The organism is Actinomadura viridis, from assembly GCF_015751755.1.
Lineage (GTDB): Bacteria > Actinomycetota > Actinomycetes > Streptosporangiales > Streptosporangiaceae > Spirillospora > Spirillospora viridis.
Map to the genome: position 1 here is coordinate 4355886 of NZ_JADOUA010000001.1, position 13867 is coordinate 4369752.

A 13867-nucleotide genomic window follows, 5' to 3' on the forward strand; every position below is an offset into this window, starting at 1 on the left:
CTGGGGGCGTGCCGGTCAGGACCCTCCGCCGGGCAGCGCCGACGGGTCGATCTTGGAGGTGTGGTACAGCAGGTTCCCGGCCGCGTCCGGGTACACGCTGACGGTCACCTCGTAGCCGGTGACCTCGTCCCCCTTGTAGACCACGTCGCCGCGCTCGGAGATCTCCGCCTCCGGCGCGAACATCCGCAGCATCGACTCGCCGTCGTAGACGTCCCACACCCAGGCACGGCGGTCCGGTGCCGGCGTCGCCGACTCGGCGAACGAGGTGAGCCCGTCTGTATCCGGGGTGACGCCAGCGACCGGCAGCCGGTACATCAGGCTCTTGACCAGGGGACGCTGCGTCTCCCACAGCGTCATCTGGAACGTCCGAACCGACCCGGTGACGACCTTCCGGAACGGGGAGGTCTGCCCCCACGCCTTGAACTCCTCGGAGTCCTCGTCGATGGCGTAGGTCAGGCCGTCCTCGGAGATCATGCCCACCGGCATCCACGGCGAGGCCAGGCTGGTGAATCCGGTCGGCGCGGTCGGGGTCGCGGTACCCAGATCGACGGCCCATGCGCCGCCGTTGATACCGATCATCGCGAGGTCGTCGGACCGCTCAATCGTGGGCATAGGGCCCTCCCATGCGAAAGACCCCACCGCCTGGTGGGGCCCTGGTTTCCGATTCGTCTCAGGTCAGGTGTGCGCGGACAGCCGGTAGGTGGCCAGGTAGCGGCACAGATTCGGGTTGGGGTCAGATAGCCAGTACGGGGCCACGTCCACCGACGCGGCGGTGACGACCCCCTCGGGGCGGCGCTGCCCGATCAGAGTCCACGTGGTGAGGTCCACGACCTGCTGGGCGATCTGCGAGCACAAGGCCCGCTGCGCCTTGAGCGTCCACACCGACACGTCCACCAGCGGGCGGTCCAGCCGGTATCCGGCGCCGCTGGGCACACGGGCGACCTGGATGACCGGGACGGCCTGCTCCAACGTCGCCGGCAGCTCGGTGGCCGCGCGGTAGCCGGTCTCGGCCCGGTAGAACGCGACCAGCAACTTCTCGATGTCGGGGTAGGCCACGGTCAATCCCCAGCGGCCCGCAGCGCGTTCCGCAGGATGTGCCGCGCCGGCGTGGTGGAGGTGCCGTACTCGACGAACACCGCGTGCCCGGCAGTGTTGTTGACACGGCCGTAGGCGCGGTCCCGACGGACCCCGCCGCGGGCCCCAGACGACACCGTGAACGAGTTCTTGTACTCGCCGGACTCCACCGGCGCCGTGGCCTCCGCCACCCATTTGACTCTGTCGGCGCGGCGGCGCATCTCCGCCTGCATCCACGGGGAGCGGAGCATTACTCCGACGCCACGGTAGGACGCCCGGAACGTGGTCCCCCGCGTACTAGCCATCGTCGCCTCCCGCCTGTACCGCGACCCCGGCGATTCCGCCGATCACCACGAAAGACACCGTCGGGAATGATCTGCGTAGCTGCGCGGTGAACGCCTGCACGTCCTCGGCGGGGATGTCCTCGGTGAGCGCGATCAGGACCCGATCCCCGGGGCGGAGGACCACCATCGGTGGCACTGAGGCGCCCTGCAGTTCAGGCATCGGCATCTCAGCACCTCACCCGGTGACGCGCGACAGTTCGATCTGCACGCCGCCCTCAGTCCCGGTCAGCGGAGACCGCCACTCCCCCGGGTCACCGTCCACCTCATACAGGACCCCGCGGACCCGTGCCCGGTCATGCGGGCGGACATCGGTGCCATAGGGGGCCAGCACATTCAGGCCCTCCAGGACCTGCAGGCGGGCCTGCACGTCCTCCGACGACGTCCGCGGCCACACCGCGCACCCCGCCACCGCGACCTCCACGTCCGGGCCGGGCACGTCGTTTCCGTAGTCGTCCTGCGTCGGAGGGCCGGGGCGGATGATCGTGACCGTCTCCCCGAACGGGTAGGGCGGCGGCACCCGGTCACCACCCCGCCTCAAGGTCGACCCAGCCGCCGCGCGGGTCGTCCCGGTCGGGATCCCACTCCTGCGGCCAGGTCACCTCCGGGTCGGCGTCTGCCGGTGTCGGGTCCACCGTAAACGCCCCACCCCGCCCAGCGAGGCGCTGCAAGGTCCGCCGCTCGTCCCGGGTCATGTACAGGCCCGCCTGCGGACGCTGCACGCTCACCGGCCCGACCGTCTCGTACGCCACGCCCTGCGGGTTGGCGTACGCCCGGCCGGCGACGGCCAGCACCACCGCCGACGCCGCCTCCGGAAGCGGGGTGACGATCGACTCTGCCAGCAGGATCGCCTGCTCGATCATCAACTCGGCGCGGGCACCGTCGATCTCGGACAGCCCCAGATACAGGGCAAGGTCCTCTGCGGTGACGTCGACCGGCACGAGCTCACCCCTTCGACGTGACCGCCTCGACCGCCGTGCACCACTCCGCCAGGTCCGCGGCCGGGTCCAGTTCCTTCGCCCGGGCCAGGGACCGCTCGGACGCCGCGGCCCACTGCGCGGGGTCGGTGAGCGCCTGCACCGCCTCCACCCACGCGTCCACGTCACCGCGTTCGGCGAAGATCCCGGCCTCTCCCAGGCATTCGGCGAGACCGGTCGTGGGCGCGGCGACCACCGGGATCCCCGACGCCATCGCCTCCACCGCCACCCGGCCCCACGACTCGCTCGCAGACGGGACCAGCAGGATCCGGGTGCGGGCATACACCTCGTCCCGCATCCGCTCGCCCGGCATGTGCTCGACGACCTCCACGTTCGGCAGACCGCCGCGGCGTTCGATCTGCTGCCCGTAGGCGCCCTTGACGCCCAGGAACCTCAGATCGGGGAGCCGTTCGGCGACCTGCCAGAACAGGGCCCCGCCCTTGTCGGCGTTGAGGTTGATCAACGTGACGTGGTCGCCCGGAGTGGTGCGGTAGTCGTCGCCCAGTACCGGCGGGCGAACCACGATCGACTGTTCCGGTCGCAGCGCCGGGGTGTACTCGCAGAAGAACGCCTCGGCCTCCGCCTGCATGTGCAGGCTGTTGTACACCGCCAGCGACACCGCGCCCCGCCCGATGTTCTTGAAGACCACCGGGGCGGTGTTGTGCGCCAGCGCCACGAACGGGCGTCCCATCCCCCGCGCCAACGCGCCGGCGGACGGGACGTTCTCATGGTGGGCGATGATCACATCGGCGCTCTTGGCCGCGGCACCGAAGTCCTGCCGGGCCGCGTACGGCACCACGTGCACGCCGTCGACCTGGTACGGGGCCCGGTCGGGCGAGTACCGCGACAGCCACACCGACACTTCGTGGCCGCGTGCCACCAGCGCCCGCAGCATCGAATGCAGCATCCATTCCGACCCGGCGTTGTGCCGGGGCGGGTAGGCGTGGACGCGCGCCACGACGTTCAGCGGCGCCGTGGCCCGGCCGAGCCCCTCGAACACCGACACCGCCTGCGCCGCTGACGCATCCGGGGTGGCGGTCTTCTTCTTGGTGGTGCCCGGCCGGGAACGCCGCTGAGGCGACGCCCTACGCTGCCGCGGCGACGCGGGAACGTCGGTGTCGGTCACGAACCGACACCGTCGGCGGTGTAGGTCACGAACGCGTCGGCGTCGCCCATGACGAAGCCGTAGAACGCCTCCGCCAGCAGCAGCACCAGGTTCTCCTGGAACGCCGAGTGGACGCCGCCTTCCTCGTCCACGTAGGTCGCCTCGCTGGAGATGCGGACGGTGATGTCCATCCCGATGCCGTAGGCGGCCTGCGACCAGTCGCCGCCGACCGCGCGAAGCCCAGTGTCGGCGCTGGAGGACTGGCGGCGCTGCTTGCCCGACACCCCACGCGAGTACGCCAGCGGCTCTCCGATCAGGGTGCCGCCCATCGCCTGGTTCAGGCCCGGGGTGGTGGTGTCGACGAAGATCGGCCGGCCGTTGGCGTCGGTCGCCAGCATCAGCTTCGGCTTCAGCCGCGGGTCAGCGACGGTGCCGGTGTAGTCCCAGTCGTCGTCGACGACCATGGCCATGCCGTTGACCAGGTCCGCCCACAGGCCGCCGGAGGTCTGCGCCGCGGTGTCGAGTTCGACGGTGTTGGTGGTGGAGGCCAGGTAGTCGCCGAACGGGCCGGCCGCGCCCTTCATCGTCTTGCCGTGGATCGCGGCGTGGTCGAAGGCCCGCGCGAACGCGGTCGGCAGGTCCCGCTGCAGCTGCGTCCACAGGCCGGCGGCGTTGGTCCGCACGACCTCTTCCGACACCGGGATCAGCACCGCGATCTTCTTCGGCGTCATCTGCTTGACGTCGATCCCGCCGCTGGACAACGGCTTGCGCGCCCCGGAGCCGACCCAGTCGGCGGTGGGCACGTCCAGTGGGATCGGAATGGAGGTGTTGGCGTCGATGGACAGCGGCGCGCGCTGCGCCAGCGACATGATCGCCGACTGCTCCACCGACTTCTCGAAGATGGGACCCGCCAGCGTCCGCGGCAGGAGGTTGCTGTCGATATCCGACAGCAGGATCGGGTCGGTGGTGGCCACCGGTCACCCCTCTCTCAGCGGCCCTTGCTCTTCAGCAGCCGCGAATTGACGAACCCCGCGAACTCGTCCGCGGGGTCCTTGGCTCTGGTCTGGTTGGCGCCCGATGCCTGCGTCCGGTCCGGCGCCGGGCGGCGCCGCTCCGGTTCGGCAGGCTTGAGCTTGCCGAGATGCGGTTTGCGCTCGAGCAGGTCTGCGAGGTCGGCCTTGATCGCGTCCGCGTCGATGTCACCGACGTCGGTCACGTAGGCGTTCAGGTCCAGGTGCGCCTCGGGGTCGGTCGGGTCCGCGAACGCGGCAGCCGCCAGGGCTCGCACCTCGCTCTTGACCGCCCGCTTCCGCAGCGCGCCGATCTCCCTCTCCCGCTCGTCCAGCCGGGCCTGGAGCCGTTCGGCCTCCGTCTTCTGCGCGTCCTCGAGCTCCTTGGCTTTGGCCGCGAGCGGCTCGAGGTCCTTCAGGCGCTTGCGGAGGTTCGCGGCCTCCTGGTTGGCCTTGTGGATCTTCGCCTTGTACTGGGCCTCGTTGAACGGCTGCTCGGCCGGCGGGCCCTCCTGGGGCTTGGTGGCCGTGGTCTCATCGCCGTTGTCGGTGGCCTCGTCCTGCTTCTCCACCGCGCCCTCGTCGGCGCTGGTGGGCTCGGTGCTGTTCTCGGCAGCCTCATCGGGCATTCGGGTTAACCCTCCAGGGGTTGGGACAGGGAAAGCTCCCGCTCCAGGCGGGAAGTCGAAGGCCGGTAGCGGTCCCACCACCGGTCGATCACAGGGCCCGTCCACGCAGGCCGGCCAGCATCGGCGGCCCGGGACTTGGCCTCATCCAGGGGAGTCGCCAGCACCACCACCTCGGTGGCGCCGAGCGCCGCAGCGTGCCGGGTGCGACGTTCCGGCTCGGGCATCGTGCGGATCACCCACGCCGTGCCGGTCTGCATCCGGGACACGAGGGTCTCCTCCGCTGCGCGGACACGACGCGCCCGGCCACGAATGTGTTCCGGGTGGTTGTGGGGGTCTGGGGACCCCAGCCGCCGGCAGATGGCGTCCAGGTCCACGACCCGGTCACCTGATGCGGCGTGCTCGGCGACCCACGTCGACTTCCCGGCAGCAGGCGGGCCGCACACCAACACGACCCTGCGGCTCATCCACCCGCCCGCAGGATCCGCGAGAGATTCGCGATCGTGTCACCACGCATCGCCCGGGCCCGCTCGTACTGGCGCTGCCACAACTTGATCTCCGGTTGCGGCTGCCATTCCTCGCCCTCGAAGTACGGGGCCGCCCAGCACCGGCAATGGTCGTGGTACTTGAACTCGCCAGCCCCCTGGAACCGGGCGTTGGTGCGGCGGCCCGCGGTCCGCTCGTCCTTGTACACCGGCCCGCGGATCGACATCACGCGGCAGAACGCGCACGCGTCCGCCGCGGCCATCCGCGCGACCCCGACCGCCTGCCGATCCTCGGCCACGGCGTCCACGATCGCGCCACGCCCCACGTCAGTGACCAGCCGGGACGCGATCCCGTCCACCTTCGTCCGCGTCACGCGGACCTGCCCGGCCACATCACCTCGCGCCGGCGCAGGCTCCGGATCGGAGAGGTCCTCCTCGACCCGGTCCTCGCCCACGCCGGCGAGGGCCTCCTCGTCCAGATTCGACAGGTCCGCGGACTCTTCCTCACGGGCGATCTCAGCGAGCAGCCGTTCCACCTCGGCAGCCGAATCCAGCAACTCCTGGTCCCAGAAGTTCCTCGTCGCCCACCGCAACGACTCCTCCACCTGCCCCGGGTCAGGTTCCCGCAGCAGCGGCGAAGGTCGCCTCCCCGGCACGCCCGCGGCGTCACGCTCAAGGTCGTAGTAGTCCAACGCCATCGCCCCGGACGCCTCCGCGTACCGTGCGATGACAGCCCGGACCGCTGCGGCCCACCGCGGCATCGTCCGCGCCAGCCGCCGCGAGTCCAGCAGCGTCCACGTCCCGGCCAGCTCACGCAGCATCAACACGATCAGGCCGCTTTGCGCGGCCTGCTGCTCACGCGACCTGGTCGGCGTCGCCACCCGACACCTCTACGGCGCGCTGCCGGCCGAGCCGTTCCCCGATCCGGGCGAGCTGGGCACGGCCCTGCGCGCGCTGCCGGTCCGACCGGACCCGCTGACGCTGCGCCTCCGACAGCCCGACCATCTCCAGCGCCACCTCCGAGTCCGCAGGGATGATGCCGGCCTGCACGAGCTTCACCGCCGCGTCGGTCTGCGCCGCCATCGTCGGCGTCGCCGGGTTCCGCCACACCGTCTCCAGCTTGCGGGCCCGGTCCGGCACCTCGCCCCGCCAGATCAGCAGCGCCAGCCGCAGCACCTGCGCCCACGGAGTGCTCAGCATCGCCTGCTTACGCTCAGCGCGTTTCACCAGCTGCGCCTCCGTCGAGCGGATCGCGTCGGCCGAGGCAGGGTTGTCAGTGGTGTAGCCCAGGTAATGCGGCGGCAGGCCAAGCTGCGTCGCCATGATCCGCGCGTACAGGTCAACGATCTTCGTATACGCCGACGGGTCATACGCGGCGAACGTACCGACCTGCGGGATCTCCCCGTCCTCGTCCCGCTCCAGAGCCAGCACACGGCCGATGTAGGTCTCCCACGCCGACTTGGCGTTCCCCTCAGCGTCCTGAAACGCCGACTCGCTGGCGCCGAGGATGTACCGCTGAGGTGCGCCGTAGAACTCCCGGGCGACCTCCATGCCCAGCAGCGTCCGGCACGCCGCATCGGTGATCCCCATCACCGCAGAGTTGATCTCCGACTTCCCGACCCGCTCCGCGGCCCGCGGCCGGTTAGCGAACCGCACCACCGGGACCATGCCCAGCTCGTGGGCGTCGCGGCTGATGACTTCCCACCCGCCAGTGTCCGACTGCACCACGTGGATCGTCTGATCCGGCAGGTACAGCACCGCCGCCTGAGCATCCTCGATCTTGTACAGCCGCAGCGCCGACCGCACCGCACGCAACCGGGCGTCGTAGTCCACGGTCATGTCCATCGGTGACTCGACCGAGATGACCGGCGGTGCCTCATCCTCCTCACCGGACCCGACCGCGGCGTAGGACCGGCCGTAGATGAACGAGTCCAGGTGCGCGAGCTGCGCCTCGGTGAGCAGGTCGTTGGCCTGCACCACCTCTTCCAGCTCGTCGGAGGCGTCCGGCTCACCCGCATACCGCCACGTCTCAATGTCCAGACGCTGCTCGAGCGCGTCCACACCGATCTGCGGCCACCCGATCACCGTGTGAAGCCCCTGCAACTGCGGCGGAATGCTGATCTTCAAGTCACGGATGACCTGCTCGCCGTTGTAGTAGCAGTCCCGCAACTCCAGCGGGAACCGTGCGGTGACCAGGTCCTGGCGGAGTACGTCGATCAGCTGCGTCTCATCATCGGTGAGGTTCACCAGCGGCAGCTCCGGAATCACCGCGGTCACGACAGCACCACCGCCCGCCCTCTACCGCGCCGGCCCACGCCCTTCGCCACCGCATCCAGCCGGGCCTGCCACGCCAACGTCGCCGCGACCGCCGCGTCGATCTTCCGCCGCGAATCCGGGTGCTCCTTAGCGATCTGCAGCCCCGACCGGGACACCCGCCGCCGCGCGTTCAACACGTGCCGCGTCAACGCGTACGAGCCGTCGTGGGTGAGCTCACCGTTCACCACAGCCGCGTGGAACTGCTCCAGCGCACGCACGACCAACTGGGTTCGGTTCATCCACCACTCGATCGGATGCTGCTGCGACGCCCTCACCCGCAACCGGCGCCCGTAGGTGTACTCCCATTCGGCGACGAACGAGCGCCAGTCCGCGGCCGGGTCAGCGTAGAACCCGACGACCTTGTACCTGGAGAACGCCTTCCGGACCGCGGCGTTGACCTCCATGACCGGCACCCACCAGTCCTTGCCCGCCAGGCCGTCCGGCTGCTCCCACACCGCGATCTCGAACACGAACCCGTCCGACACCCGGCATCCGATCAGCGCAGTAGCGTCGGTCACCCCGCGGTTGCGGTGCCTCGAGCCGTCAAAGCCCAACGTGATCCGTTCCCCATCGGCAACGGCCTCACCGGGCGACGCGCACGACGCCCATTCCGGTTGAGACAGCCACGCATCCGAGGCGTGCGTGATCTGATTCAGGAAGTCCGCTCGAGCCGTCTGCGGATCGGTTCCCAGATCCCAGATGTCGGCGACGATACGGTCCAGCGGCGACCAGCCCGGCTGGCACGGCGGCTCATGCAGCACGCACCCGTCCGGGTGGTCGGCGGAGTCTCCGTAGGCGAGCCGGAGCCCTGCCATCAACGACTCGCGGTCATCCAGATCCGTCTCGGGAGGCGCCTCGCGATGGTCGTACAGCAGACCCCCGTCCTTCGCCTTCCCCTCCAGGATGTTCTTGTAGAACTCGGCGGACTGCTCCGCCACCGACTCCTCGCCCGGCGTGAACGCGTTCGGCGACTCGATAGTCGCGCCGCCCAGCTTCGCCGCGTTGATCCGCATCACCTCGGCCAGCCGGACCCCGCCGTTCGACGGAACCCACTCCTCCGTCTGGTCGAGAATCGCGAAGACCGCCTTGTTGCCCTTCACAGACCGGGCCGACGAGGTGACGGGCTCGATCCGCCCCCGCGGCAGGTTCACGAAGGTGTCCAGCGGCTCCAGCCGCGGGTACGCGTCGATCAGCGCATCCGAGTCCAGCATCTCCAGCAGCGGAGCCCACGAGTTCTTCGTCTGGGCCTCCGACACTGCGGCGACCTGAACAAACGGGGTCCGGATCTGCGACCACGGCTTCCCCACCGGCTGGCCATCGGCGTCCCAGCCATCCGGCACAACCGGCGCCAACGCCTCAGCAATCGCCAACGCGGCCAAGAACGGCGACTTACCCCACCCTCGCGGGCGGCTGATAACCCCGCGGCGGTGCTTGCGCCGGCCCGTGTGCGGATCGATCTCAAACCAGCGCAGGATGAACTGGGCCTGCTCCAGCGTCGGCACGAACGGCTCGAACTCGGCGCGGTCCGGCGCCGCCAGATACTCGATGATCCAGTCGAGGATCAGCGGACCCAGCGTCGGCCGCTCCCCTGGCCGGCTCGGACGCCACGGCACCGGCTACTCCTGGCCCGATGCGCGGCTCGACCGGTCCGGAAGCAGACGCAGATCGCCGTACCGCTGTACCGAGGCCGGCTGCTTCGCTGCCCGCTTCTCGTCCTTCTCATCGGCGTCCGCGAACACCATCCGCAGACGGGCCCGGTCCTCAGGAGTCGCACCGTACTTCGCGACCCGCAGCCGAACCTCCGCCGCCAGCGTCCACTGCCCCTTCGACCACATCGCGTGGTGCATCAGCGCCGTGTCCAACAGGAACGCCCAGTCGGTCTCAGTGAACGTCTCAGCCTGAGCCGACCGGCCCCACATCGCCCACCACGCCTGCGTCCGCGGATGCCACTCCACGTCCTCGGGCAGCTCGGGCTGCTCTGCACGCACGAACCGCAGCACTGTCTGCGCGACCGGGTCCTTGTTCGCTCGGGCCCGCCGGTTCGGGTCCTTGGGAGCAGGCCCACGTCCAGCCACGGAGAGTCACCACCTCTCCGCTCAGTCCTTGATCATCCAAGCCCCAGACCCGTAGCCAGGGGGAGCCTCAATACGTGGCCGATTCCCTGACCATGATCATCGGGGGTGGCCCCCACCCTTGGTGACGCTGTGTGACCGGCGGCCTGGGGTGGTTGATCATGGTTGGTGACGTCCACCCGGCCCTGCGAGGGGCGGTCACGGCGAGGTCACTCGGCTCAGCCACGTAGCGATCACGGCGCTGCTGAGAGGCTCGCGATCACCGTTGCGTGCGAGCAGATGGTCATCGGCGTTGGCTGGTGTGGCTGCTGCCCTGTGGCCGGTGCCCGCGTGTGGGTGGTGCCGTGCCGGCTGCTCTGCACCCTCACGCCTGTCGGGTGTCCCCCTGTGCGTGCACCCCGAGCGTGTGGTGCTCACGGACCTGGCCGTTCGGGGTGGCCTGCTGCGGTGAGGGGTCAACCTTGGCTCGCTGCGTTCGCGGTCCTCAGCGTCGTGGTCGTCCTGCCTTGCGGGTCCCCTTGCGTACGGGGAGCCGGCGGTACCGGACCTTGCGGGGGCCCGGTGTCTCCCTAGCCTTGCGCCTTGCCCAGGGCTGCTTGGTGGCGAAGGCCCAGCGCCATTGCTTGCGGCTGACGAACCCCTTCTTCTGCCCGCCGCGCTTGGCCATGTGCCTTCACCTCCGGAGGCCGGGGTGTGGTTCGGGTGGGCGGTGCCGCTTGGGCCGGCGGGCCTGTGCTGCCTTACCGCCCTCGCTGGAGGACTTGTAGACGTGGCAGCGTTGCACCGTGCGGCGTCCATGGATGGGGGCTAGCGCTTCGATCCGGTGGTCATCGCCAGCCACGATGTGGTCGATCTCGTCCGCGCCGGGCTGGCCGCACACGTGGCAGATGGTGCCGTGGATCCGGAACGCCTCGGTACGGCGGTCGGCCCAGTCTGCTGGCAGTCGGGCTGCGCGGTCCGAGCCAGCCCATTGTCCGTTCGGCACCGCCCCTCCAAGATCTTTCTTATCCGCCGGTGGACGATCGTGAGCTGTCCCAGGTCAGCGCGTTGGCGTTCTCTGTGACGAGGACGCGCATAGCCGTCGGGTCGCCCTCTGCCTGGAGGTAGCGGTAGCAGCGCGCGGCATTCGCCTCGTACTGGTTACCCGTCTTCACTGCGGACTCGTGATGCAGCGCGTACACGCGGCCCTCATGGCGGACGGGTTCGGTGCCGAGGAGAGTCTTGTGCGCGGCGAGCCACGCGGCGTCCTCGAAGCCCCAGCCTCGGAAGTGTTCGTCTTGGCCACCGTGGACCCACCAGGTGGCGGGGTTGAGGACGTAGATTCCGGAGCAGGCGCCGTCTACGACCAGGTGGTTGCAGTCCTCGAGCGGGGCGCCAGCGAGGAACTGGTCGGTGCCGTCGCGGCGGAGGGAGCGGTACTGGGTGTAGGGCAGGTGCACGTACCGGGACGTGGTGGCGTCCTGGACCGCCTGCTGCAGTGGCTCAGGCTCGGGCAGGGTGTCCGCGTCAGCGAGGACCACCACCTCGTAGCCGCCGGCCTCGGCCATGCGAACGGCCTTGTTCCGGCAGGCGGCGAGACAGAACGCTTCGTGCTCGGTGTCGACGTCCACTATGTGCGCCTCAGGGAGCAGCACCCGGTAGGTGTCCACCGTCAGGTCGTGGGCGTAGACGCGGTGTGGCTGTGGGCGCCACGGTATGCCGACCAGCACGCGGCACGTGCGTTCAGCGAGGCCCACGCCCCTCCTCCGTGATCTTGTGCCACTGCTCGGTGGTCGGAACCGGCTCGGCACGCCCGGAGGTGTTGATCGCGTATGCAAGGCCGGACAGGTTTCCGACGATCGCGCCCAGCGTCTCGGTGAGGCGGTCCACGCGTTCGCGTTCGGCGTCGTAGTCGCGGCGGAGCGCCCGTGTGTCCTCAGCGCCGTTGTAGTGGCGCGCGAGTGCCTCCAGAAGTGCGTGGGCCTCGCTGTCTCTGAGCCGGAGCGTGGGGTCGATGTTGGGGTCGGGATGGTCGGGCAGCTCTTCCCAGCCGAGGATGGTGTTGCTGCCGCCCTCAACGATCCGCAGGATGTGCCGGGTCCGCCCTTCCGATTCCTGGACCAGGGTGATCGCAAGGGTCATGCCTGCGATGTCTTCTCTGATGTAGGCGCGGATCATCGCTGCGCAGCCTTTTCCACGGTGCCCTGAACGTGCTCCACGACGCGGCGGAGGTCGCCCTCGTCCCACTCAGGCCTCAGGTGGATCCGGACTTCGCCGATCGACGGGGTGGTGTCGTCGAGGTCGGCTTGGACCTCAACGTCCTCGATCAGTGAGGGGGCGGCGCTTTCGACGAGTTGGCCGGCCTCGTGGTCGCTGAAGCCTGCAGCGCAGAGTTCCTCGCGGTAGGCGGATAGTCTCTGCGCGGTCGTGAGGTTACTCATGGGAGAGCCTTTCGAGCGGAGTGGGTGAGGCCCGGCCTGTGTCCAGCGCCACCCACTCCAGAGGGAGCGGACACAGGCCGGGAGTATGTAACGATTGAATAACTCCCTGGAGCGGTTCGCGTCGGTTCACCAATGTTCAGGGAGTTTCAGGGCGTCTCCACACGTCTCAGGACGTCACATTTGAAGACTCCGCACCCGCAAATGACCAGCCAGTCATCATGCGATAGTCCAGGTCATGCATGGATGGAACGAGCGCCTGGCAGCGGGCGCAGCGCACGAGGAGCGAGTTGCCCAAGCCCTCATCGACCGCGGATGGGAAGTCGCTCCATGGGGCCAGGGCGTCTTGCCGCCGGGTATCCAAGAAGCCCTGAGTCGTAGCGCCTCGAAGTGGCGCCACTTCCCTGACCTTGTCGCCGCCCGTGAAGGCGAAATCATCACCGTGGACGCCAAAGACCGTATGTGGTCCACTCAGTCCGGCCGGTATGCAGTCAGCCGAGACTGCGTGAGTTTCGGCCTCCAGTTCATCGCCGCTTTCGGGGTGCCTGTTTTCTACGTGTTCGGCAACCTCAGGGTGCTATCGCCCGTCGAAGTTCAGGCCTACGGGTCCCTTGGCCCTCGCATCCGCGGGGGCGCCTACTTCCTTGTGCCGGAACGGCTCGGGCATCACTTCGACGACGTGTTCGGGGTTGTCTACCATCACAATGAAGCCGCGTGATCAATAGCCCGAGCCGACTCGTGCGTCGCCGATGTGCTCGACGCGTGGAGGGTCGGTGCGCCGGCCCCAGTACGCGGCACGAGCGTGGGGGTTCTGGAAAAGGTGCCGGCCGAAGCGGGACTCGGACCAGTCGCCCTCTGGCCAGTCGTGCTCAAGGGTTCGGCGTGGGATCAGACACGGGTTGCCGGTGAACACGGCGCGGTGCTCGATCCACCACTGGCGGCCGTTCGTGCACTCAGTGAACCGCTGGCCCTGTGCCTCCAGAGCCTCGATTAGGCCGCCGTGCTCGACCTCATTCGTGAACCAGGGCTGCCTGAGCAGCGCCATCTGCATCAGGTCACGTCGGGCGTCCAGAACCTCGGCGAGCTCGTCGAGGTCCACGTCCTCAGTGAGGACGAAATCGTCCTCCCAGAACGCGAACGCGGGCTCGTCCCAGTGGCGGGCCAACGCCCACACTGCCTGCATCGCCCGCCAGTACCCGTGCGGGGCCGGAAGGTGGAGGACCTTGGTGTCCCAGGGACCGCCCACGTACTCGTCCTCGAGCCACTGGCCGTAGACGTCGTCGCCGGAGTCGTCCACGATCACCATGCTGCTCACGCCGGTCAGGTGGGCGATGGCGGACGGGATCGTCTTAGCGATGCAGTCGGGCCGGCCGTTGGTCAGGCAGATGATCGGGACGGGCATGGAGCTCCGATCCATCGGTCGTGGCCCGGGCGACGCGGGTGG

19 protein-coding genes are annotated in these 13867 nt (G+C 69.2%); 1 reads left to right on the plus strand and 18 read right to left on the minus strand.

The annotated features are described in order from the left end of the window. Positions 1 to 15 precede the first annotated feature (15 nt). The 17 genes from IW256_RS20030 to IW256_RS20110 form a co-directional block, all read right to left on the minus strand. Positions 16 to 612 carry a phage tail tube protein gene (locus IW256_RS20030; protein ID WP_197012442.1) on the minus strand — a complete coding sequence of 199 codons (597 nt, stop codon included), beginning with the start codon at positions 610 to 612 and terminating at the stop codon, positions 16 to 18. A gap of 63 nt (positions 613 to 675) precedes the next feature. Then, positions 676 to 1056, minus strand: a complete 381-nt coding sequence (locus IW256_RS20035; protein ID WP_197012443.1) for a hypothetical protein — start codon at positions 1054 to 1056, stop codon at positions 676 to 678. A 2-nt stretch (positions 1057 to 1058) separates the two neighbouring features. Next, a complete protein-coding gene (locus IW256_RS20040; RefSeq protein ID WP_197012444.1) occupies positions 1059 to 1379 on the minus strand; it encodes an HK97 gp10 family phage protein in 321 nt (106 codons plus the stop codon). Next, positions 1372 to 1584 (minus strand): hypothetical protein, encoded by a 213-nt coding sequence (locus IW256_RS20045; RefSeq protein ID WP_197012445.1) that lies wholly within the window; start codon positions 1582 to 1584, stop codon positions 1372 to 1374. Before IW256_RS20045 ends, IW256_RS20040 begins: the two co-directional genes overlap by 8 nt. Before the next feature lie 9 nt (positions 1585 to 1593). Next, positions 1594 to 1935: a head-tail adaptor protein gene (locus IW256_RS20050; RefSeq protein ID WP_197012446.1), complete on the minus strand. Its 342-nt coding sequence runs from the start codon at positions 1933 to 1935 to the stop codon at positions 1594 to 1596. 4 nt (positions 1936 to 1939) lie between these two features. Then, positions 1940 to 2356, minus strand: a complete 417-nt coding sequence (locus IW256_RS20055) for a hypothetical protein (protein ID WP_197012447.1) — start codon at positions 2354 to 2356, stop codon at positions 1940 to 1942. 4 nt (positions 2357 to 2360) lie between these two features. Further along, entirely contained in the window at positions 2361 to 3518 is a 1158-nt protein-coding gene (locus tag IW256_RS20060; protein WP_197012448.1) for a glycosyltransferase family 4 protein, read from the minus strand. After that, on the minus strand, positions 3515 to 4471 hold the full coding sequence (locus IW256_RS20065) for a phage major capsid protein (protein WP_197012449.1): 957 nt from the start codon (positions 4469 to 4471) through the stop codon (positions 3515 to 3517). The genes IW256_RS20060 and IW256_RS20065 overlap by 4 nt, the downstream gene beginning before the upstream one ends. Before the next feature lie 14 nt (positions 4472 to 4485). Next, positions 4486 to 5136: a hypothetical protein gene (locus tag IW256_RS20070; RefSeq protein WP_197012450.1), complete on the minus strand. Its 651-nt coding sequence runs from the start codon at positions 5134 to 5136 to the stop codon at positions 4486 to 4488. Positions 5137 to 5141: 5 nt separating this feature from the next. Next, the gene (locus IW256_RS20075; RefSeq protein ID WP_197012451.1) at positions 5142 to 5600 is read right to left on the minus strand and encodes an AAA family ATPase; all 459 of its coding nucleotides are present in this window, start codon (positions 5598 to 5600) and stop codon (positions 5142 to 5144) included. Beyond that, the gene (locus IW256_RS20080; RefSeq protein ID WP_197012452.1) at positions 5597 to 6499 is read right to left on the minus strand and encodes a VG15 protein; all 903 of its coding nucleotides are present in this window, start codon (positions 6497 to 6499) and stop codon (positions 5597 to 5599) included. The genes IW256_RS20075 and IW256_RS20080 overlap by 4 nt, the downstream gene beginning before the upstream one ends. Further along, the gene (locus tag IW256_RS20085; protein WP_197012453.1) at positions 6474 to 7895 is read right to left on the minus strand and encodes a phage portal protein; all 1422 of its coding nucleotides are present in this window, start codon (positions 7893 to 7895) and stop codon (positions 6474 to 6476) included. Before IW256_RS20085 ends, IW256_RS20080 begins: the two co-directional genes overlap by 26 nt. Further along, entirely contained in the window at positions 7892 to 9547 is a 1656-nt protein-coding gene (locus tag IW256_RS20090) for a terminase (RefSeq protein WP_197012454.1), read from the minus strand. Before IW256_RS20090 ends, IW256_RS20085 begins: the two co-directional genes overlap by 4 nt. Before the next feature lie 3 nt (positions 9548 to 9550). After that, positions 9551 to 10009 (minus strand): phage terminase small subunit, encoded by a 459-nt coding sequence (locus tag IW256_RS20095; protein WP_475652135.1) that lies wholly within the window; start codon positions 10007 to 10009, stop codon positions 9551 to 9553. 1001 nt (positions 10010 to 11010) lie between these two features. Continuing rightward, positions 11011 to 11742, minus strand: coding sequence for a hypothetical protein (locus IW256_RS20100; protein ID WP_197012456.1), 732 nt, complete (start codon positions 11740 to 11742; stop codon positions 11011 to 11013). Beyond that, positions 11729 to 12163 carry a hypothetical protein gene (locus IW256_RS20105; RefSeq protein WP_197012457.1) on the minus strand — a complete coding sequence of 145 codons (435 nt, stop codon included), beginning with the start codon at positions 12161 to 12163 and terminating at the stop codon, positions 11729 to 11731. Before IW256_RS20105 ends, IW256_RS20100 begins: the two co-directional genes overlap by 14 nt. Beyond that, positions 12160 to 12426 (minus strand): hypothetical protein, encoded by a 267-nt coding sequence (locus tag IW256_RS20110; protein ID WP_197012458.1) that lies wholly within the window; start codon positions 12424 to 12426, stop codon positions 12160 to 12162. The genes IW256_RS20105 and IW256_RS20110 overlap by 4 nt, the downstream gene beginning before the upstream one ends. A 235-nt stretch (positions 12427 to 12661) precedes the next feature. Here IW256_RS20110 and IW256_RS20115 point away from each other — a divergent pair, with 235 nt between their 5' ends. Continuing rightward, positions 12662 to 13141 (plus strand): hypothetical protein, encoded by a 480-nt coding sequence (locus IW256_RS20115; RefSeq protein WP_197012459.1) that lies wholly within the window; start codon positions 12662 to 12664, stop codon positions 13139 to 13141. Here the strand turns inward: IW256_RS20115 and IW256_RS20120 are convergent, their stop codons facing one another. After that, the gene (locus IW256_RS20120) at positions 13142 to 13825 is read right to left on the minus strand and encodes a glycosyltransferase family 2 protein (RefSeq protein ID WP_197012460.1); all 684 of its coding nucleotides are present in this window, start codon (positions 13823 to 13825) and stop codon (positions 13142 to 13144) included. Positions 13826 to 13867 lie beyond the last annotated feature (42 nt).

Bases quoted from the DNA above. Each gene is read 5' to 3' on its own strand.
- IW256_RS20030 (WP_197012442.1), bottom strand. From the start codon at position 612: ATGCCCACGATTGAGCGGTCCGACGACCTCGCGATGATCGGTATCAAC.
- IW256_RS20040 (WP_197012444.1), bottom strand. From the start codon at position 1,379: ATGGCTAGTACGCGGGGGACCACGTTCCGGGCGTCCTACCGTGGCGTC.
- IW256_RS20045 (WP_197012445.1), bottom strand. From the start codon at position 1,584: ATGCCGATGCCTGAACTGCAGGGCGCCTCAGTGCCACCGATGGTGGTC.
- IW256_RS20070 (WP_197012450.1), bottom strand. From the start codon at position 5,136: ATGCCCGATGAGGCTGCCGAGAACAGCACCGAGCCCACCAGCGCCGAC.
- IW256_RS20075 (WP_197012451.1), bottom strand. From the start codon at position 5,600: ATGAGCCGCAGGGTCGTGTTGGTGTGCGGCCCGCCTGCTGCCGGGAAG.
- IW256_RS20105 (WP_197012457.1), bottom strand. From the start codon at position 12,163: ATGATCCGCGCCTACATCAGAGAAGACATCGCAGGCATGACCCTTGCG.
- IW256_RS20110 (WP_197012458.1), bottom strand. From the start codon at position 12,426: ATGAGTAACCTCACGACCGCGCAGAGACTATCCGCCTACCGCGAGGAA.
- IW256_RS20115 (WP_197012459.1), top strand. From the start codon at position 12,662: ATGCATGGATGGAACGAGCGCCTGGCAGCGGGCGCAGCGCACGAGGAG.
- IW256_RS20120 (WP_197012460.1), bottom strand. From the start codon at position 13,825: ATGCCCGTCCCGATCATCTGCCTGACCAACGGCCGGCCCGACTGCATC.